At 38.4% G+C, this 20,702-nt stretch carries 14 protein-coding genes; 5 read left to right on the forward strand and 9 right to left on the reverse strand.

Going from position 1 to position 20,702, the window contains the following annotated elements; translation table 11 throughout:
- Window positions 1-318: 318 nt before the first annotated feature.
- Entirely contained in the window at window positions 319-3,447 is a 3,129-nt protein-coding gene (gene lacZ / locus ASE01S_RS10530) for a beta-galactosidase, LacZ type (protein WP_067841855.1), read from the reverse strand.
- Between the two features lie 638 nt (window positions 3,448-4,085).
- Between lacZ and ASE01S_RS10535 the strand changes: the two genes are divergently transcribed.
- Window positions 4,086-5,078 (forward strand): LacI family DNA-binding transcriptional regulator, encoded by a 993-nt coding sequence (locus ASE01S_RS10535; protein ID WP_067841858.1) that lies wholly within the window; start codon window positions 4,086-4,088, stop codon window positions 5,076-5,078.
- Between the two features lie 450 nt (window positions 5,079-5,528).
- A complete protein-coding gene (locus ASE01S_RS10540; RefSeq protein WP_083512108.1) occupies window positions 5,529-6,461 on the forward strand; it encodes an FAD-dependent oxidoreductase in 933 nt (310 codons plus the stop codon).
- A 607-nt stretch (window positions 6,462-7,068) separates the two neighbouring features.
- Here ASE01S_RS10540 and ASE01S_RS10545 read toward each other — a convergent pair.
- The 3 genes from ASE01S_RS10545 to ASE01S_RS10555 form a co-directional block, all read right to left on the reverse strand.
- Window positions 7,069-7,431, reverse strand: coding sequence for a hypothetical protein (locus ASE01S_RS10545; protein ID WP_067841860.1), 363 nt, complete (start codon window positions 7,429-7,431; stop codon window positions 7,069-7,071).
- Window positions 7,432-8,061: 630 nt separating this feature from the next.
- Window positions 8,062-9,906, reverse strand: coding sequence for a DUF2264 domain-containing protein (locus tag ASE01S_RS10550; RefSeq protein WP_067841862.1), 1,845 nt, complete (start codon window positions 9,904-9,906; stop codon window positions 8,062-8,064).
- A 610-nt stretch (window positions 9,907-10,516) separates the two neighbouring features.
- Complete coding sequence (locus ASE01S_RS10555) at window positions 10,517-12,115, reverse strand: xylulokinase (protein WP_067841864.1); 1,599 nt, start codon at window positions 12,113-12,115, stop codon at window positions 10,517-10,519.
- 390 nt (window positions 12,116-12,505) lie between these two features.
- On the opposite strand from ASE01S_RS10555, the gene ASE01S_RS10560 reads away from it, so the two are divergent.
- The 3 genes from ASE01S_RS10560 to ASE01S_RS10570 all read left to right on the forward strand — a co-directional run bounded on the left by ASE01S_RS10560 (window position 12,506) and on the right by ASE01S_RS10570 (window position 14,304).
- Window positions 12,506-12,997 carry a dihydrofolate reductase family protein gene (locus tag ASE01S_RS10560; RefSeq protein ID WP_067841866.1) on the forward strand — a complete coding sequence of 164 codons (492 nt, stop codon included), beginning with the start codon at window positions 12,506-12,508 and terminating at the stop codon, window positions 12,995-12,997.
- Window positions 12,998-13,270: 273 nt separating this feature from the next.
- Window positions 13,271-13,855, forward strand: coding sequence for a TetR/AcrR family transcriptional regulator (locus tag ASE01S_RS10565; protein ID WP_067841868.1), 585 nt, complete (start codon window positions 13,271-13,273; stop codon window positions 13,853-13,855).
- A gap of 131 nt (window positions 13,856-13,986) precedes the next feature.
- A complete protein-coding gene (locus ASE01S_RS10570) occupies window positions 13,987-14,304 on the forward strand; it encodes a hypothetical protein (RefSeq protein WP_067841870.1) in 318 nt (105 codons plus the stop codon).
- A gap of 303 nt (window positions 14,305-14,607) precedes the next feature.
- On the opposite strand, the gene ASE01S_RS10575 is transcribed toward ASE01S_RS10570, so the two are convergent.
- The 5 genes from ASE01S_RS10575 to ASE01S_RS10595 all read right to left on the reverse strand — a co-directional run bounded on the left by ASE01S_RS10575 (window position 14,608) and on the right by ASE01S_RS10595 (window position 20,691).
- Window positions 14,608-15,135 (reverse strand): NUDIX hydrolase, encoded by a 528-nt coding sequence (locus ASE01S_RS10575; RefSeq protein WP_067841872.1) that lies wholly within the window; start codon window positions 15,133-15,135, stop codon window positions 14,608-14,610.
- A gap of 147 nt (window positions 15,136-15,282) precedes the next feature.
- The gene (locus ASE01S_RS10580) at window positions 15,283-16,206 is read right to left on the reverse strand and encodes a ketopantoate reductase family protein (protein ID WP_067841874.1); all 924 of its coding nucleotides are present in this window, start codon (window positions 16,204-16,206) and stop codon (window positions 15,283-15,285) included.
- Between the two features lie 218 nt (window positions 16,207-16,424).
- Window positions 16,425-17,177 carry a class I SAM-dependent methyltransferase gene (locus ASE01S_RS10585; protein ID WP_067841876.1) on the reverse strand — a complete coding sequence of 251 codons (753 nt, stop codon included), beginning with the start codon at window positions 17,175-17,177 and terminating at the stop codon, window positions 16,425-16,427.
- A 236-nt stretch (window positions 17,178-17,413) separates the two neighbouring features.
- Window positions 17,414-18,823, reverse strand: a complete 1,410-nt coding sequence (locus ASE01S_RS10590; protein ID WP_067841878.1) for a glycoside hydrolase family 1 protein — start codon at window positions 18,821-18,823, stop codon at window positions 17,414-17,416.
- 11 nt (window positions 18,824-18,834) lie between these two features.
- The gene (locus ASE01S_RS10595; protein ID WP_067841880.1) at window positions 18,835-20,691 is read right to left on the reverse strand and encodes a beta-glucoside-specific PTS transporter subunit IIABC; all 1,857 of its coding nucleotides are present in this window, start codon (window positions 20,689-20,691) and stop codon (window positions 18,835-18,837) included.
- Between the last annotated feature and the right edge of the window lie 11 nt (window positions 20,692-20,702).

The raw sequence follows: 20,702 nt of genomic DNA on the forward strand, positions 1-20,702 counted from the left end.
TCAAATTTAACTAACGACATCATATCACGAAAGCGCTTCCGATAAATAATCATTATTTCAGGTCTTAACGATTTCTATGCCGCTTTATTTTACTGCTTGTTTACCTTTAACAAACGCTCTCATTAAAAAGTAAGTAAATGATTATCATAATTAATTAACATTAGGATAGCATAATTGGTTATAACGGCTGTTGTCTTGTCCAATTGTCAAATCTATGCAAAAAACTGTAGACCACTCAATAGTAATCGAGTGATCTACAGGCTATAAAAGTTGTCAAAAGATAGGTTTTCGAGCTAGCTAAACATTTTCCTCTAATTATTACTTCATCACTCCGCTTAGATTAAAACGATAATGATAGGAACGATTAGCCGGTAAAGTAAACTCATGATGTGTACGTTGGCCCCAGCTATCATCCCCACCTACGCCTGTCTGGGCAAGATTTATTCGCACCACTGTATAGCATGATTTTGGAAGCTTATAGCCATGGTCGGCTGCTTCTAGCTGAAAAGGTGTGTATGGAAGTACACTTAATTCAATAGTCGGTAGACCGTTAAGCGCTAGTCCGATCCCCTCCTGATTGACAATCTGTGCGGAACGAACAGCGGTGTGGTTACCGCATTCCTGTGGTTTCAGATATGGGACAAGCTGATCTTCGACTTTAGTTTGATAGTTACCTATTTTAGCGCCTAATTGTCGATCCCAATATGATTCATAAGGTCCCTTGCCATACCATTTCAATTGATTATATTCTTTTGGCATTTTAACCATCAATCCGATTTCAGGTATGTCTGGTAAACCTTGACCCGGTGTCAAGGTATAATCCACTTGAATTTGACCTGACTGATCTATTGTATAGGCCAGCTCTAGGTATGTTTGGTTTAATTCAGGCAATAAAAATTTACTATGCACAATAACTTGATATCGGTCCGATTGATAGCTCAGCCCGATTAATTGCTTTTGCTCAGTTGCTTGACGCCAGATCGCACTTCTTTGATTAAAGCGATTTCCACGGTCATTATCTGTCATCGCCCGCCAAAAATTGGGCTCTAATCCATCAGCTATTAGCTCTTGGCCAGCTATAGAATAGGAAATTAATACCCCTTTGCTTTTACAAAATCGAATGGTGTTGTTATCATTGGTAATCACCAAATGCTGGCCATCTTCGTTAATTGTTAAATCTGATTCCTGCTCAGTCGATTGGACATGAGCGACACTGTTTAACTTTGATGGCAAAATGAATTGCTCAAAGGCGACCTCATGACCTGCTTTACACCACAGCTGATTTGTCTTTTCAACAAAGCTAACCGTTAATACATGCTCATCAGCTAGGTGATCCTTGGATGGTAGCTGATAATCAAGCTTGATTTGTCGTGTTTGCCCAGGGGGAACGGAAATACACTGGCTACCTGTTTCAATCGTCTCGCCATTTTTACAAATTTGCCAATTTAATTGGTAAGTCGATAAATCAGTAAATAAAAACTGATTGGCTATTTCAAGTAAACTAGAGGCTAAGTCATAACCTTTTATCAATATATTTTGGTAACATTTTTTGACTTCATATAATTTCGGACTAGCCTTACCATCAGCAAATACGACACCATTGCCAGAAAAATTCCCATCATGAGGAGATTCGTCAAAATCTCCACCGTACCCTAAATATGGCTGACCATCCTGAGTAGTAGTTAATAACGCTTGATCCTTCCAGTCCCAAATGAAGCCACCCTGTAAAATCGGATACTTAGTAAACAAATCTGTATATTTAAAAAAGTTCCCTAGCGAATTACCCATTGCATGACTAAATTCACAAAGAATATAGGGCTTGCTGCCTTCCTTTGCTCTTTTAGCATATTGCTCCACACCATCTGGTGAAATATACATGGTACTTTCGATATCGGAGCATGCTTCCGATTCACGATAATGGTAGATCCCTTCATAATGAATCAGACGATCTGGATCTTTTTCTTTTAAATGGGCATACATCTTTAAAAAGTTATCCCCACCATAGGATTCATTTCCAAGTGACCAAATCAAAATAGATGGATGGTTTTTATCACGCTCAAACATGCTGTTACAACGATCGATCACATTATCCGTCCACTCTGGGCGACTGCCAGGAATCGCATTAGCTAACCCCTCTTGATCATAGCGCCAAGTACCGTGCGTCTCTAAATTCGTTTCATCGATGAGGTAGATTCCGTATTGATCACAGAGATCATACCACAACGGGTGGTTAGGATAGTGAGAGGTTCGAACAGCATTAATATTAAATTGCTTCATTAATCTTATGTCAGCCACCATATCCTGATAAGTGACAGCTCTCCCCTTGTCAGCTGCAAATTCATGACGATTGACACCCTTAAAAACAATGCGTTCGCCGTTCAGCTTCATTAGGCCATCTTTAAGCTCAAATTTACGAAAACCTACACGACAGCTTTCTGCTTCAATCAGTTGACCGGCTTGATCATACAAACATAAAACGAGTGTGTACAGATTGGGTTGTTCAGCACTCCATTTAAGTGGATTTTCAAGTTCAGTTGTCAAATCAAAGCTAACCTGCTCATCGTTTAATGCAATCGTCTTTTTAATTGGTGTCGGTAAAACCTGTTTACGATCAGCATCGTATAGAAAAGCCTGAAATTCTGTTGATGTATCACGGCCATAATAGTTTAGCAGGTCGACTTGAACATGAAGGATTGCATCGCGATAATCTTGATCCAAATCAGTTCGGACAAAGAAATCATTGATATGGATCTGTGGTGTCCGATACAGATAAACATCACGAAAGATACCACTCAACCGCCAAAAATCTTGATCCTCTAACCAACTAGCATCACTCCACCGGTAAACTTCTACAGCTAACTTATTTCTGCCATGAGTCAAATAAGGAGTAAGATCAAATTCTGCTGGAGTAAAGCTATCCTCACTGTAGCCGACGAGATCACCATTTAGCCAAACATAAAAGGCAGATTCTACCCCTCCAAAATGCAAATAAACAGGATCCCCCTGCCACGTCTCAGGTAATTCAAAGTAACGTACATATTGACCTACCGGATTATATTCGGTAGGGGCAAAAGGAGCCGCAATATCATCCTTCTCGACCCAAGGATAGACCGTATTGGTGTATTGGGGATAATCAAATCCTTGTAACTGCCAGTGACCCGGTACCGTTATTTGTTCCCATTGATCATGATCGTAGTCGACACGGTAAAAGTCCCTCTTCCTTGCTTCAGGGTTTGGCGAAAAAGCAAACGTCCACTTACCATTTAAATCATAATAAAATGGAGAGTCAGTACGTTTTGCTGAAATAGCCTGCTCAATTGTTACGTAAGGCATAAGTGTTGCATGAGCTTCACGTCGATTTAATTGAAAGATTTCAGGATTATTATTCCATTCAGGATAACCGTTTACAGGTGGTGAATAGTTAAATTTCTTTAGCTCTTTTAACATTTCTTTTCTCCTTTCATTTTTGATAACGCATACATTATTATGATTTTACTGGCTATAACTAAACAAGTCAAGGAAAATTAACTAATATTTTTACTTGTTTTTAGTGTATTATTTTATTAGTAAACAGCGAATCATTATAATGCTACACTTTGATATGAAGCGGATTTTTGCTTTTAATTTTTTAACTAAAAGTTGACGTTTATCTTATTTTAAGCTAATCTTGAAGTAGAATCCTTTACTAAGGACACTTTGTCTTTTAGTTAAAGTTGCTGTGAATGATCAATGATGATCAAATCAATCGGCTCAGAGCGGTTTATTGACAATATACGGGGCATGCCCTTGATTTAGCAAATGCACCTTGGCGTATTTGCCCAGATCTTATCGAGCTCGGCTCGATAAATCACGCTGAAAATCTGTGGCATCTGCCATGAGGCTTTAACTTTATTCAGTCGGGGTTTATTCCCCCTCTGAATGGAATACACGTTTGTATTCAGCTTACCACTTATAGAAGTGGAAGAATTATTCTGAATGAAGTTAAATTTTGCTAATACTATTTCTTCTTTGCAAGATCACCCCAAAGTATTTAACTTTCAAACAGATCCGTCTCTTCGCCAATAATAATATTAGAGGTGAGTATTTTGGCAACAACCATTAAAGATATTGCAGAAAAAGCCGGAGTTTCTATTGCAACAGTTTCACGCGTATTAAATTATGACTCGACACTTTCAGTAAGTGAAGAAACAAAAAAGAAAATCTTTAAAATTGCGGAGGATTTAGATTATAAGAAGCGTAAGCACAAGACAAATACGACTCGAAGAATCGTATTTTTACATTGGGGAACAGAATCGGAGGAACTAAACGATGTCTATTATATGGCCATTCGTGTAGGAATTGAAGAAAGGTCTGAATACCACAAAATTCAATTATTAAAGTACTTGAAGCAAGATTACCTTGATATCCCTGAGAATATTGATGGCATTATTATCGTCGGGCATATGGCTGATGAGCCATTAAAAAAACTCAAGCTGTTGACAACCAATATTGTTATCATTGATCCGTTCTATGATGTTGCTGGCATTGATACTGTACAAATTGACTTTAAAAAAGTGACAAAACGGGTTTTAGATCATTTTATTGAACGAGGACATGAAAAAATTGGTTTTATTGGTGGATATGAGACCTTTCATGGAACAGCTCAACCTATTCAAGATAAACGTGAGAAATACTATCGAGAACACCTCAGTAAGAAAAAGTTGTTAAATGAAAGCTATATCTTTATTGATGATTTCACTGCAGACAGTGGCTACACGCAAATGAAAAATGCGATTGATACATTAAAGGATGACTTACCAACCGCCTTTTTTATCGGTAGTGACCCGATCGCAATAGGAGCTTTAAGGGCACTTCACGAGCAAAATATTAAAGTTCCTGATCGAGTTAGTCTGATTAGCATAGATGATATAAGTATTTCTAAATATGTCTATCCTGCATTAAGCACTGTTAGGATCGAAACGGAACTTATGGGTGAAACGGCAGTTGATCTGATTATTGATAAGCTTGCCTCAGAACGAACTGTTGCTAAAAAGATATTCATTGAAACAACATTAAAATTAAGAGACTCGTCAAATTAATCTAAGACGCTCGGATCATGCTTTTTAGAGCTAGGCCTCTTGTAATTAAAGTTATCTTTAATCGCAAGAGGTCTTTCACATTTTCGTTCTAAAAGCCCGTCTCAAAAAATGACTTGTGAATGTATGATAATTGATGGTGATTAGCAAAAGCTATGCTATATTTACAGATGCTTGATCTATAGTTAAGAGTCCGTATGTTCTCTACTAACTTTTGATCTAACCCACTTATCCCCTTAAGGGCTAATGGAAGTCGGGGATTGTTGGAAACAAAGCATACTTACAAGCCCATTCCTTTTGTAAAACGTAATGATTACTATTTACAAATCGAAATAGCAGCGTTACAATAACAAAAAGATGTAATCTTTACGAGTTACGTTTATTTTTTTGTCTATATATTTTGTTACGAGACATCGTACATGTAGCACTAAAGGCAAGAAGAGGAGGAAGGCGATGTATAAATGGGTGATTATTGGTGGTGGGATTCATGGATGCACGATTGCGGTTTATCTAGTCAAAAGTGGCAAAGTTAAGCCTGATGAACTGTTAATTGTTGATCGTTATGAAGAACCTCTCCACAAGTGGTCAACAATTACGAGTAAAATAGGAATGGATTTTCTTCGCTCACCTATTGTTCATCATATTGATCTTGACCCGTTTAGTTTGCAAAATTATATCAAAAGCACGAGTGGGGTTAATGGATTTCTTGGCCGATATAAGCGACCAAGACTAGATCTATTTAACGAGCATTGTCTGGCATTATTAGACTCCATTTCTATTGATAAAGTGTGGTATCAAGTGGAAGTAAACGATATTCGTTCCTTTAATGGAAAATGGCGTATCTATACGGAGCAAGATCACCTCATTGAAACAAATAATGTTATCCTAGCTTTAGGTGTGAATGAACAACCGGCTTTTCCGGAATGGACTCTCCCATTACGTGATAGAAACCCAGATAAGGTAAAACATATTTTTGAGGAAAATACCGATGTAACAGCAGAAGTTGGAGATGTTTGTATAATTGGTGGGGGACTATCCGCAGCCCATTTAGCAGTAAAATTATCCACAGCGTCAAAGCGTAAAGTAACCCTTGTTAAACGTCATCCATTTCGTGTCCATGATTTCGACAGTGATCCAGGGTGGCTAGGACCAAAATGCTTAACTAAATATAATAAAGTGACAGATTTAAGTGAACGTCGCCTTTTAATTACGAAAGCTCGAAACAAGGGCTCTATGCCACAAAATATGCTTTTCAAGCTCAAAAGATGTCAAGCGAGTCAACATTTAGAAGTGATTGACGATCAAGTTATAACCGCTTCATATAAGAATGACAAGCTCCAGCTATCCTTTGAAGAAAACGATATGAAAGAATTTTCAATGATTTAGTTAGCAACAGGCTCAGAGGCTAGAATACCCGAGAATCAATGGTTAAATAAAGTCATTACAAATGAATATTTGCCATGTGCTCCTTGTGGTTTTCCAATTGTTAATAAACACTTGGAATGGAAGCAAGGCTTATATGTGACAGGTGCATTAGCAGAATTAGAGCTTGGGCCAGTTGCTCGGAATATTTCAGGGGCTAGAAAAGCGGCGATAATTTTGACAGAATAACATAAGAAAAGAAATATAGAATCAATGGATTCTGCTTATCAGATGCCATATTTAGAAATGAGTGTGAGGATAGGGCGCGAGTAATCGTTTGACTGTACTAGTGATTCATGTTTAGTCTACGGCTGCAGCCAGTTACACTGCGATAAAGTAAAAATAATCTTTCACCTAAAGAAACATCAGGTAAAAGATTAACAAAAAAGAATAGAGACTAACATGACTTTAATCGTTGCGTGTGCCCACCGCTTTCAAAATACTCCATTTTCTTTTATCAGCACAAAACAGGCATCTTTGTACTAGTGAGCTGAAATAGAGTGTCTATCTATAGTGGAATCCTAGGCCTATCATGACCTGTAGGCTATTTCCAAGTGAAGCTTGAGTTAGATTAATTATTGGGTAACAAATAATATTTGACTTGCTGTTTATTTGAAATTAGCCCTCTTTGTTCAAATAAATCCGTCATTTCGATAAAGTGTAGTGTATTGGTATAATATTGTATCCGATCTTCAAGAAAACGTTCGATTCGTTGTACAGTGTCGTACACTTTTTTAGATGGTAAATCAAATGCTTTTGCCGCTTCTAGAATAGGTGACTTTTCAATAAAAAGGTCATATAAATGCTGCTCTATAGTAGCATGTTCAGTTAAAATAACTTCTCTCACCACTACATAGTTGTACAGTTCTTGGTCAGCTAATGGTAATTCTTTAAGCGCTTGTTTATGTGCATATTGGTATAGTAACTCGTTCATAGCATAATCCTCCGTTGTTTCTCTTTAAAGCGAAATGATTACGATTTGTAATTATATTAAATCATAAATATCAGTTAGCTGTAAAGACGAAATGTTTGGTTTAATCAATTGAGCGAGCTATCTATGCCGTAATAAATTGTTTAATTTTCGTCAACTGAAACCAACGGTTACAACAATATACGCACACTTTTTTTACTTACTCATTAGTTGATCAAGGAGAATGGAGCTAGTTGATGGAATATAAAGTGAAACTTCGTTCAGTGGGGAGCGAATGCTCGTGCAGACGTTGCGACACGACGTCGCGAACTTAGTCAGCTTGCTCTCTCCCACACTGAACGTTAGATGAACCGATCGGTCCGTTACTGGCTGTTGGGTCTCCCACTTAGACATGACGTGGTCCCTTATTTCTTGAAGTGGGAGGCTTATAGCCAGTTACACTGCGATCAAAGAGAGAGGATTTTGTATCGGAATATGAACATTGTCTACACTGCTCTCCTGCACTTTTACAGCCTAGGACACTCACCTACCTATTAGCGTTTTGACAAATCATGATAGTTGTTTTTTTAAATCTACCATTCACTCTGGTTTTCCCTAATCTATCATTAATATTAAATTCATCATTGTTTCACTCTAAAGCGAGCCCGATAAATCCAGCTTAACTACTTGCCCATTTAATTGAATCGTTAGTTGCTCTTGATCGTCTTGACTAATTATTGGGATGGTCTCTATATACTGCGTCATAGGTTGTTGATCCTTCGGCTTACCGTAAAAGGCATGAACTAATAGAGTTACACCTTGCTTGAGTTCTCCAGTAATAGTTGGAATAATAGTGTTAGGCGTCATGATGTTTGTATTACCATTAGGGACAACATGAATAGGCTTCCCTACACCTTTCAGTACAGCTGCCCCACCTACTCCTGTCTGATAACAGGCATAGCTCCAATTTTGTTCTCGTTCTAATTTGCCCGCTGCCGTTTGATCAGTACCAATAGCGTAACCACCGTCAGCAAAGCGAAGTTCACGCTCACTCTCAATTAAATGAATCCGAACATGCCACGGTAAACCAGGAATGATCCAGGTTTTAATCGCAACATTTGGCCACGGTTTCCACAACATATATAAATAATCGCGCTCATGACGCTTCTCAACAACTTGCCTTTTTACTCGATAATAGTCATCGTTTTCACTAACAGCAAGAATTGAATCAAAAGCTCCTTGATCTAAGGTCGATTCCGAACGAGGAACACTAAAACCAAAATGGGTCGAGTAACAAAATTTTTCATATTTTGCTGCTACGTGGGTATGCCCATTGGTATGAGAATAACCTGATGGAAAAAGGGCGACATGTCCAGTGTCGGTATCACGAATTATTGTTTTTTCAGCTTTATCGTCGACTAACTTCTCTGCAAGATCAGGTAAGCTCTCTTCATCAACCTGCCAAAAAAGATGATCATCCGGCAAAGCTAAAAATAAAAAACTTTTCAGTGCCCAGTATGGAGAGCCTGGTGCATTATAGTTTTCACTCATCAATAAATTAGGATAACGATAACCAACCGTTAGAATGCCATCACGATCAAAGATTGGCTGCTTAAACCAATAACGCAAATGTCGCAATATCACCCCTTTGATCCAGCCATTAGCATCTGGATCTACCTCTGCAAAAACATAAATGGAGAAAAAAGCGATCTGACTAAATCGATAGGTTAGGCTTCTCCCATATGGAATCGCCTGCCCCTCTGGTGAAAACCAATGGACAAACTTATCGATAAATTGCTTGGCACGCTCTTTATAGCGTGTGGAGCGTACAGGGTCATCCTCTCCCATCATTGTCGCATAAAACAGTCCATAAAAATGTAAAGCAAAAGGGCCGTAGTAATCAATATGTGCCAAATGACCATCTTTGTACCAACCTTCACCTAAATAAAAATGTTCAATTCGATCTAAGTGACGGTCGATCACAGATTGATCATACGGTTGACCAACTTTTTTTAAGCCGATATTAACGATAACCGCAAAAAAAAGCCAGTTACAATCATGTGCTTTTACCTGATTTACTTGACTAAGCCAGTTGACTAACTGCTGTCTCTCTATATCTGTTAAGGGCTGCCAAAAGTGCTCTGGTGCCAGTGCGAGACTGTAGCCAATCGCAGCCATTTCAACAATGATTTGATCATAGTCGTGAACATCGCCCCAATAATGCTCGTGATCAGGATTTGTTCCATTTATCATCCCTTGTCTCTGCTTGCTAACTTGCTCATGGTAACCACCACCCGCTAGAAGTGGTGCTAATCCCCAAAGCACACGCAGTAAACCTTCAATACCGATTGTTTTTCTTGAATATCCTGCACCAGTAGCACTTAACTGAATTTGAGTATCATCTTTTTGGTAATATGGTGTCAAAGGTTCAATTAAATCTGTTAGTGCACGAGCAAGATCAGCTTTAGTTTTTAATGGGTTTTCTCGTAAGTTACTCATTGTCTATCCTCCCTTATGATATTTTAGCTTCCTACAATCTCTTGATTTAAAGAATGCTGATTACCCAAGTCTGATGAAAAAATCCTATTTTATGTATACTATTAATCGTTTTATTGGAATTTTAATGGTTAATCAACAAAGCTATCTTAATATAAATCCGCATTAATGTAAACGCTTAAATATTAACTAGGACGGCGATGCGCTGATCGTATTAAAGCACTCTTGATTAGGCTTAACTACTCAATAATCCGTATAAAGTGAAACTTTGTTCAGTGGGGATTTCGACGGATAGGATATGCTCGTGCAGACCTTGCGACACGACGTCGCGAACTTAGTCAGCTTCCTCTCTCCCTCCACTGAACGTTAGTTGAACTAATCAGGCCGTTACTAGCTGTTGGATCTCCCACTTAGACATGACGCATTCTCTTATTTTTGCAAGGGGAGCCTCACCAAAGCCCTTCGATGGGGCGAGTAATCGCAGCCCCAGCCAGTTGCACTGCGATAAAAAAAGGATACCTACCAACAAGTTAAAGTAACACTACAAAAACTAAATAAAGAAGGTATCCTTTATGAATATTTAAGCTAAACTTATATTCAGGATATTATCTAATTATTTCAAATGATCAACTGCTGCTCTTTCCACTGGAAGTCCTTCCTTATAACGTTGAATGAATTGTTCAAAGCCCTCAACATCGTGTTGATTTGGAATCACCTTTTCACTAACTTGTTCTGCGAATACTTTTTCATTTAAGTAGTCATCCAAGCTTTGCTGATCGGCTTTGTTCAACATATAGGCAGCAAGAAGAGCAATTCCCCATGCACCGCCTTCTCCAGCGGTCTCCATAACTGAAACAGGTGTATCCAATGCGGCAGCCATAATGCGCTGACCAACACCTTTCGTTTTAAACAAACCACCGTGACCTAGAATCTCATCAAGCTTGACGCCTTCTTCCTTAAGCAAAATATCCATCCCAATTTTCATCGCTCCAAGCGCTGAGGATAGGTGAGTACGCATGAAATTAGCTAAGTTAAACGTGCTATCAGATGAACGAACAAATAGTGGACGACCTTCTTCAAAATGCGTCATATGTTCACCTGAAAGATATCCGTAGGATAGCAGCCCTCCACAATCTGGATCACCATCAAGTGCTAAGTTATAAAGTGTTTCATACAATTTGTTGATATCAACTTCTATACCCATTGCCTGCGAATATTCAGCAAATAAACCTACCCACGCATTGAGATCTGACGTACAATTATTCGAGTGGGCCATCGCAACTAAATTTCCAGTCGGGGTCGTCACAAGGTCTATTTCAGGATAAACTTTTGACAGCTCTTTTTCCAATACAACCATAGCAAATACCGATGTACCCGCAGAAACATTTCCGGTTCGCTTCGCTACACTATTGGTTGCGGCCATTCCAGTTCCCGCATCACCTTCAGGCGGACATAGCGGAATACCTGCTTGTAGCTGACCAGTAGGATCCAGTAATCTCGCCCCTTCTTCAGTAAGCTTACCTGCTTCTTCACCTGCCACACAAACACGTGGCAATATCTGCTCAAGCGTCCATGGTAAATTGTAATCAGCAATTAATTGATTAAACTGGTTAATCATCGTATGATTAAAGCTTTTTGAAGCTAAATCAATCGGGAACATTCCTGATGCTTCTCCCACTCCCAACACTTTTTCACCAGTTAGCTTCCAATGAACATAGCCAGCTAGGGTCGTCTGAAACTGAATATCGGCCACATGGTCCTCTTTATTAAGAATAGCCTGATACAGATGAGCAATACTCCACCGTTGTGGGATTTGATAGTTAAACAGCTTCGTTAAGGATGTAGCTGCTTCTCCCGTTATATTATTACGCCACGTGCGGAACGGGACTAATAACTGACCATTTTGATCAAAAGTCATATAGCCATGCATCATTGCACTGAAACCAATTGCTCCTATTTTATTTAGCACAACACCATACCGTTTCTTAACATCCTCAGTCATTTTTTGATAGCTATCCTGTAAACCCTTCCAAACATCATCAATATGATAGGTCCAAATACCATCTAGATAGCGATTCTCCCAATCATGGCTCCCAGAAGCAATTGGGTTATGATCTTGATCAACTAGTACGGCTTTAATTCGAGTCGAGCCAAGCTCAATCCCCAGAACCGTTTTCCCCTCTTGAATGGTACTCTTTACTGATCGACACATCTCTCATTCCTCCACTATAAATCATTTTGTTTAAGCATGCTCTTTGATAAAGTGGTTTACCTTGTAAAATTATCAATTAAGTGTTAGTGAACCGCTTTCATTATGATTCTATTATAGTATAAGATAAATATACGTACAAGTTAATTTCGATTTTTTATTATATTTAACATGTATGCATTAGTTTGAATGGATACGAAATGCTAGTAATCACTAACATAAGTCATTCACCTTCGTGAATCAGGAACTTGTCATTTCAAGCTACTTTTCCACAATCCAAGAGAAATAGGTCAGCCCACATTTGTTATCATCTATCTTAGTTAATTCAGAATTTTAACAGGAGGATATTATGAGGAAAATTATTGCATCAAAATTTGTTACATGGATGGCATTATGGAATCACCAGACAAATGGTCATTTGATTATTTAAGCGAAGAACAAGAGAGATTTAAGTTCAAGGCACTTGCTGAAAGTGGCGCATTGTTATTAGGAAGAAACACTTATGAACAGTTCGCCAAGGCCTGGCCGTCAATTACTTGTGAATCAGGCTACGCTGACATGATGAATAACTATCCGAAATACGTCGTTACATCAACTTTGAAGGAAGCTAAATGGAATAACACAACACTAATTAAAGACAACATATTTGATGAAATTACCAAGTTAAAACAACAGCCAGGTAAAGATATTTTAATTTTCGGAAGTGCAGAACTTGTTTATACTCTAACTCACCAAAACCTCATTGATGAGTACAAACTAATGATCTTCCCCACTATTGTTGGAAATGGCAAGCGTATTTTCGAAGAAGGAAGCTCGCGTAAATCTCTACAACATGTTAAAACCGACACGTTTGATTCAGGGGTTGTTGTTCTCACATATACGTGATTTAAACATGGAAAGGAGGCTAGCTGGTGATCTCCTATCCTTTTCTTTAGCTCTGTTAAATAATATGGTTGATCATTTGTAGAATACTGTTTAGTTCATTATTTTTATCCCCCTGACTTGGTGGTCAGTTAATAAGAGGGATATAACTGTTTAGAAAAATATAATCATAGTGATACTAACCATGTAAAATATATATTGACAACGTAATAATTAACACTTATAATGTGAATGAATAAAAAAAATATTCATTCATTAACCAGAGAGGTGCAAAACTTGAACCAGATTGATAAGCGAAAATTACTTTTTGATGCTGCGCGTGAACTGTTTTTGGAACAGGGGTTTAAAAAGACGAATGTTGCTGCAATTACCAAGCGTGCCGATGTGGCTGTAGGTACTTTTTACAAATACTTTGAATCCAAAGAACAAATATTTGTAGAGGTTTATCAGGCTGAAAATGAGGCGGCAAAGCGTAAAATTGTCTCACAAATTGATCGTAATCAGCCGCCTAAGGAAATGATGAAACAATTTTTAAAAGCAGTCATACAGATGAGTGACGATAACGTCATTTTAGCTGAATGGTACCAGAATACAGAAATTAGTCAGCTGATCATGGAGTATATTCAGGAGCCTGATTTCTGGAAGAACAGTTATGTTTACAGTTTTCTTATCGAAAATATTAAACGTTGGAGAGAGTCCGGTGAGTTCCGGCAGGATATCGATCTGGACACCATACTTGCCCTCTTCAATGCAGTGGTCGTGGTTGATAACCACAAGGAGGAAGTAGGCAGGCAGCATTATCCGCAAGTGTTGGAGCTACTAGCTGAAATGATCGTTGATGGATTAGCTGCAAATAAATAAACGCCATCGATTGTTGTGGCGTATATTTTTAAAGTGAAATGAATGAATGAAAAATATATTCATTCAAGAAAGGGGTAGTTCACGTGCAAATTCAAACTGAGAAAATAACAAAACAAAAAGGAGGGCGTACAATGGGATTGCAAATTTTAGGGTGGTCATTGTTAGTTATCGGGGGCATCATTTCATTTTGGGGTGTATTTGAATTTCCAATGAATCAGTGGCTAGGACTAGAATTTCTGAGCTTTGCTGTGAGCGGCATCGTATTGATCGCTGGTGGTCTAGCTATTCTCAAATCACCTGCCGTGCTAATTATTGCTGCTATTCTTATTGCTGCTTTGTTGCTGGTACTTTATACATGGCAGGCTCCGATAGATTTTGGAGCATCCCTCATAACCTACGTTATTATCGCAGCACTTGCCATTTGGTTAATCAGTCTCTTCCATAAATAAACGGGAGGATGCTTTAACACGATGTTTAATTTTTAGTGATAAAATATCAACTGGCTTAGCTATTGAAGCTAAAGACCTTGTAAAAATCATATGAAAAGCATCGAGTAGTGAATAAGGTGGATTTAAGCCTTCCTCAAGGAATACTATATGGCATTCTCGGAACAAATGGGGCAGGAAAACAACAATGATGAACGCTTTCTACATTGACTTCCATATCAATTTAATTGTTGTCTCACCATTAAAACGGCATCCAGCCCCTTTAAACGAGATGAAATTTGTTGACATTTTGGATATGGCATTAGTTTATTCATTATTTGCCCTAGTGAGTGAAGTATACTGGGCAAGATCAAACAACAGTGTGATAAAGCTTTTATGGTACGGAATAAATTGTTCTTGGTCGATTAACGTTTTAATTTCTTGCAGTTCTGCCCATTTCACCTGCTTTACCTCTTCATATTGTAGGGTTAAGGCTGAAATATCGATATCCTGCTTAATCAAATAAATATCGTCAAAACCATGGTGGAAATTTAAGGTCAATGCCGGACGAATATCTTGAAGGGTTAACTTTAGACCAATCTCCTCAAACACTTCTCTTTCAGCAGCCACTTGACTTGTATCACCAGAGACTGCGCTTCCTCCGACTGTGATATCCCACCTGTTTGGCCAGCCTAACTTAAAGGGCTGACGCTGTTGAATTAACATTTCACCATTTGAATTAAAGACACAGACATGGACAACCAAATGATAAGCTCCCGGTTCAAATTCCTCTCCTCTCATCATTGTTCTTCCTGTTAAGTAACGGTTTTGATCATAAATATCCCAAAGTTCCATCAAATGCCCCCTATTTCGTTAAGTTAATCAAATCCTATTTTGCTTGTCATCTAACCGATAATCAAGTGGGGATTCTTTCAAGTACGCTAAATTTGGAATAAAAAATACCAGACACTTTGTGATAATATCGTGTCTGGTTTGGCTATCTTAACGTGTATATTGCTTCTCGATTTCAGCAATTTGCTGATATAACTTTTGATTAACTGGTGTTGCTACACCATAGCGTTTTCCAAGCTTAATAACTGTCCCACTAAATAGTTCTACTTCAGAGTAGCGCTTTGCCTCAAAATCCTGGCGCATAGATGGCATACCTTCAGGATGTAGGGTAGCTAGAATATCTAACCAGTAAACTAGATCAGCTTGATCGAGCGGAGTATCCGTAAATTGTGATAAGGCGATAACCTCCCGCATTGCCGCAATCATTGTTTCTCTTGCTTGACCATCTGCTTGGACACCTGCATAATTGGTTTGATAAACAGCAACGGTTTGATTTACCCCAACATTGAGCATAAATTTACCCCATTGGCGCTTTCTCATATTGAAATCAATTTCATATGGAAACTCAACTTGATCAAAAAATTGCGCAACAGCCTGTACTTTCTCGCTCGGTTCTGTCATCTTCGCTTCGCCAAAGCAGAGGACTCCTTTATTAGCAAAGGTAAGGGCATTTCCTTTTTTTACTGCGTCCATCCCCTGTGCCACGCAATAAAGAACTTTATCCTCTCCATATACTTTTGCTATCTCCTCTTCACTCGAAATCCCATTGAGGGCAGAAAGAATAATCGTATCTGCGCCAACCTGATGAGAGATAGATTGTAAAGCTTCGGATAATGCGTTATATTTTACCGTAATTAAAACTAAATCGGCTGGTTCCATCTGCTGATCAGGAGTCACATAAGTAAATGTGCACTTCTTCCCATTACTATAGATCCCTTGTTGCTGATAGCGTGTGATCCGCTCTTGATCAGCAATAATACGTACTGAGCCTTCGGGTAATCGTGCTGATAAATGTTCGGCATACATCACACCAAGTGCGCCAAGCCCAATGATCGCTATCTTTTTAATTTGCATAGTTGGTCATCCTCCCTGTTATCTGTAAAAAACACACGCCTCATTATTATGACACGATTAACAAGGTGGAACAATTAACTTGTGACCTAAGTTAACGCTCTATTTTACATAGCTACAGCAAGGAACTTAAGATCCACCGTCTCCAACGCGATAAGCTAGATTTTCAAAAATAAGCTTGCTAACCTTTTATTTTGCTATTTTTTCATAGTGTTACTAGCTTAAGTGGTCGCTTCAAAGGTAATCATCTGGTCTGACTTGGTAGGAGATTGACCATATTGATAATCTGCTGAAATGACAATGTTTTTAAAACCTATTTGTTCAAGGATTGAGCTAAACTCGTCTACACCATACCAACGTAACGGAAAGCGTTCCAATTCTGTTTGAATGAGTCTACCATTCCTCCATTTTTCGTAGCGATGGTAGGTTACTGTATGTTGGTTGATGTAATCTACCTCAACTTGTTTACTTTCCAATATGATTCGGTCACCATTTTCACACTCCCATGTTCTGGTTGACACTTTATCGATGGTAAACTCCGTTTGCAAGAAAATATCTAATATTAGCTTTCCTCCTTTAGCGAGGTGTTGATAAAAGTTTTGCAATGCTTTAATTGAATCTTTTCTTTTATGTATCAGCAGGAATGTACCGGTTGGTACAATAATCGCTTCATATTTTGTATTTAATGACATAGATTCCATCGAATCAATGAATAAATCTGGATTTAATCCTCTTTTTTCACAATTCATCTGTGCCACTTTTAGCATCTCTTCTGAAACATCGAACCCTTCAACTTTAAAGCCTTGCTCTAAGAGAGGAATAAGAATACGTCCCGTACCAACCCCTGGCTCTAGAATATTCCCTTTACAAGAAGCTAACCTTTCTGAATAGAATTCAACATCTCCAAATGAACGACCTATTGGTTTATCCAGATCATATACTTCTGATGAAAGTTTACTATAATAATTTAGCACTTGAACCCCTCCCAATTCTTACTTTGCGCTTAAACATAGCTGAGAATAGCCAAAGCGTTTACTTTCACTCATTAATTTAACAGAATATGCTATTAAAAACCAGTCCCTTGTAGCTGACTCTTTGGTATTAGCATAACATCTATCTCTTGTATTCAAAAAAAGCAAGAGCACAAACAATCGGGCTCTTGCTTTTTTTATTTAAAATTAATAAGAGAGTGATAGGCTTAAAGAACAAATTACTGGTGCAGGTGGGCACCGTTTGTTTCAATTACTTTTTTGTACCAATCATACGATTTCTTTTTATAGCGATTTAATGTACCACTCCCATCACTTTGTCTATCGACGTATACAAAGCCATAGCGCTTATCTACTTCTGCTGTGGCAGCACTAATTAAGTCAATAATTCCCCAAGAGGCATAACCAAACACGTTTACCCCATCTTTTAAAGCTCGTTCAACCTGTTTTAAGTGCTCTCGGGTAAAGTCAATGCGATAATCATCATTAATAACTAGATGACCTTGATCATCATATTCAACCGGATCTTTATGCCCCATCCCGTTTTCGGCAATGAAAAGTGGTAGTCCGTATTGCTTATAGTAATAGTGCAGCACATAATATAATCCTTGTGGATCAATCGGATAATCATATTCACTATATTTTACATAAGGGTTACGTAGCCCGCGCAAAATATTTCCTGCTGCTGTTTGGTATTGGCTCTCGTCCTTCGCTACCGTTTTACTATTGTAATAACTGAACGAAATGTAGTCAACAGTATGCTTCAAAATAGCTTTATCCTCTTCTGTGATATCCAATTCTACGTCATGCTCTGCATAAAGCCGTTTTGAGAAATATGGATACTCACCTTTACAATGGACATGAACAAAATAGTCTAGCTCCTGTTGTTGATGCAATGCTTCGATTACATCATCTGGATTAGGTGTCATTGGATATTTAGCTGATGCAGCGACCATACAGCCTACCTTAAGTGTTGAATCATATTCATGGGCAATTTTGGTTACCTTGGCACTAGCCACTAGTTGATGATGCGCGATTTGGTAACGTTCAGCCATCGAGATTTGACTTTTGTCAGTTAGCACCCCAGCTGAAAGCAATGGTGACAGAAGGGTGACATTGATTTCATTGAATGTTAACCAATATTTCACACGATCACCGAAATTTTCAAAACACGTTTTAGCAAATTTCGCAAAAAGATCAATTAGCTTACGACTGCGCCAGCCATCATATTTTTGAGCTAAATTTAGCGGCGTTTCATAGTGTGAGAGTGTAACCATTGGGGTTATCCCATTTGCCACTAACTCATTAATGACCTGATTGTAAAACTCCAACCCTTTTTGATTTGGTTGATCTTCTTCACCAGTTGGATAAATTCTAGACCAAGCAATTGAAAATCTTAGCACTCTTACCTTCATTCCAGCAAGCAACTGAATATCCTCTTTATACCGATGGTAAAAATCATTTCCTACCAACTTCAAGTTATGAGGCTCAGGTTTTTCGGTTAAGGGACCTCGAACACCATTAGGCATTAAATCCTGAATGGAGAGTCCCTTGCCATCTTCATTATAAGCACCTTCACACTGATTCGCGGCGATCGCTCCGCCAAAAAGAAACTCATTTGTAAATGTCATAGTCAAAACTCCTATTTTATTGCTGTTAGTATTGTATTGTCTAATCCTACATTTGATTTATCACTTTCAATAACATCAAGGTAGTCACCTGTATTAGTAATAATAATTGGTGTAATGCAGTCATAACCAGCTTGTTTAATTTCACTTATGTTAAATCTGATTAATTCCTGTCCTTGTTTGATTGTATCATGAACTGAAACTAATGCTTCAAAATGTTTACCTTCTAGTTTTACAGTATCAATCCCTATATGAATCAGTAATTCGACACCTTCATTTGAGCGTAAACCAATCGCATGCTTTGTTTTAAATAATACTTCAACCTTTCCATCAAATGGTGCATAAACGATACCTTCAGTTGGTTCAATCGCAATTCCTTTTCCCATTGCCATGGTTGAGAACGCATCATCTTTAACATTCTCAAGCGCAACGACTTCACCTTTGATCGGTGCATATACTTCACTTTGATTACGGTTTAATTCAACATTTGTCTTACCTGCTGGCACTTCTTCTTCAACAGGAGCTGCCTCTTCATCTTTATGGAACAAATATGAGAAGACAAAACCTAAAACGATAGCAATTCCGGCAGTAATACATGCATGGATAAACGAATTATCTTGTCCGATATAAATAGGTAGAGTAAATATCGTAGAAGTACCAGCAGAATATGCTTTAACTCCCATAATTCCTGCGTAAAATCCTGCGATACCCCCTGCAAGCATTGTTGCATATAAAGGACGCTTTAGCTTTAAGGTAACCCCATATAAAGCGGGTTCTGTGATCCCACATATCGCCGTTGCAGCACACGAAGAAGCTAATGCAGTTATATCTTTTTTCTTAGATTTGATCGAGACAGCAAATACAGCTGCCGCCTGTGACATATTACTAGCAAGTGCACCTGGTGAATATATCGTTGCATAGCCAACCGTTGCACGCTGTACAGCCTGTGCGGCTCCTACACTATAGTGCATACCTGTCATGACTAACAATGGATTTAATGCACCAACTAAAGTAGGAACAACCCAGCTTGCTTTTTCATTTAATAAGTTAAAGAATGCAGCAACATATTCCCCTACAAAGGCTCCAATTGGTCCAAGCGCTAATAGTCCAACAGGCGCTACAATTAGAATAGTAATGATTGGTACCAAAAATGTTTTAACAGCCTGTGGGGTAATTTTCTTGGCGAATCTTTCAATATATGATTGAAAATAAACAATCAAAATAATCGGAATAACACTTGATGTGTAAGTCGCCATACGCATTGGAATTCCAAGCAAAGCAACAGCATCACCGGCATCTTTAAGACCAATAAGTGTCGGGTGAACTAACATACCAGCAAAAATGAGTGCTAAGAACGTATTAGTTTTAAACTTTTTAGCAGCTGAAACAGCTAAAAAGAATGGCATATAATAAAAGGCAATATCAGAAACCATGAATAGTATGGTATAGGTTTGTGATTCTGGTGACACCCAATTAAAGGTTGTCGCTAAAGATAAAATAGCCTTTAGCATCCCTGCACCGGCTAATGCACCAATAATTGGTACGAAGATACCAGCAATGGTATCAAAGAAGGCACTAATAAGACCTTTCTTTTCTCCTGATGGTTCTCCAGAAGAGTCAGCCTCGATCTTGCCTACCTTACATACAGCATGATAAACGTCCTCTACATGTGTGCCAATTACGACTTGGAACTGGCCGCCTTTATTTACACAACTAACGACACCATCAATATTTTTCACCTTATCTTTATCAACAATCGAGTCATCCTTTAATTGAAATCTAAGGCGAGTAATGCAGTGTGTTAATGAAGCTACATTTTCTCTCCCACCAATATGTGTAAGAATGTCGTTTGCCAATTGTTCGTATTTCATCCTGTAAACCT

The sequence above is a fragment of the Amphibacillus sediminis NBRC 103570 genome, assembly GCF_001552275.1.
Lineage (GTDB): Bacteria > Bacillota > Bacilli > Bacillales > Amphibacillaceae > Amphibacillus_B > Amphibacillus_B sediminis.